Source organism: Streptomyces sp. NRRL WC-3549 (assembly GCF_000721935.1).
Lineage (GTDB): Bacteria > Actinomycetota > Actinomycetes > Streptomycetales > Streptomycetaceae > Streptomyces.
In genome coordinates, this window is record NZ_KL585383.1 from 54,509 (window position 1) to 55,431 (window position 923).

Sequence of the window (923 nt, forward strand, 5' to 3'; positions counted from 1 at the left end):
GCGTGTCACCGGCCGGCCGGCGGGCCGCGGGCACCGCGTCCCGGGTGTGCACGGTCACCTGCCGCCCGCCCGGGTGCTTCACATGGACGGTGACCTCACGGATCTGTTCACCGGTGCGCCGGAAGAAGTGCTGGAAGACGGGTCCCCCGCTGGTGGCCACCACGCTCATCACACCGGCGCCGGCGATCGTGCCGTACACGCCCAGCTGCGAGGCCATCACCGCTGCCGCGACCGCAGCCAGGGCACTGCCGGCGACCTGAGGGACGCTCAGGTCTATGCGCCTTTCCTTGCGTTCCGCACCGTCCTGCGGCTTCTGCACCATGATCCGCCCCTGCTCGACGACTACCCCACCTTGCACCAGTGAGGGACATATGGGCGAAGCGAATAGTTCCGTTTCTGTAGATTGTGTGAAGCAGCACACCCATTGGGGGCATTTCATCGACAGCTGGGTAGCCCCCCTCCTGCGCCCGCCGAGAAGTTCGGCGGCGCGCCGGTCCACCCCGGTGGCCCGAATGGAGTACTGTGACGAGCCCTGGGGCCGGACTCCCGCATGGGCGTCCGGACCTGCGGAAGGGGGCCGAAGGGCGGCACTCGAACCGGCGGCGCCACGGCATCGCGCGGGCGCCTGCGACACGTCAGGGACCACCAGGTCGCTGCCGCGTCGCGCACAGGTGACCGCGCCTCCTGGGGATCCAGGGTCGGGGTCCGTGCGCCGGGTAACTTGGCAAGGTTGTGGCAGGCTGAACCCGGGCAGGTCACACTCGACTAGCGGAAGCAGCGACGCACGTGACGTCGGCAGGCACCACCCGGGAGGTTCCCATGCCCGAACTGCGTGTCGTGGCCGTCTCGAACGACGGCACACGACTGGTGCTCAAGGCTGCCGACAGCACGGAGTACCTGTCTCTTATACACATCTCTGATGG

Annotated in this window: 1 pseudogene; it reads right to left on the bottom strand. The window is 68.5% G+C overall.

The features are described from left to right. Nucleotides 1–322, bottom strand: a pseudogene (locus IH13_RS0102425) (hypothetical protein); the annotation flags it as partial. Between the last annotated feature and the right edge of the window lie 601 nt (nucleotides 323–923).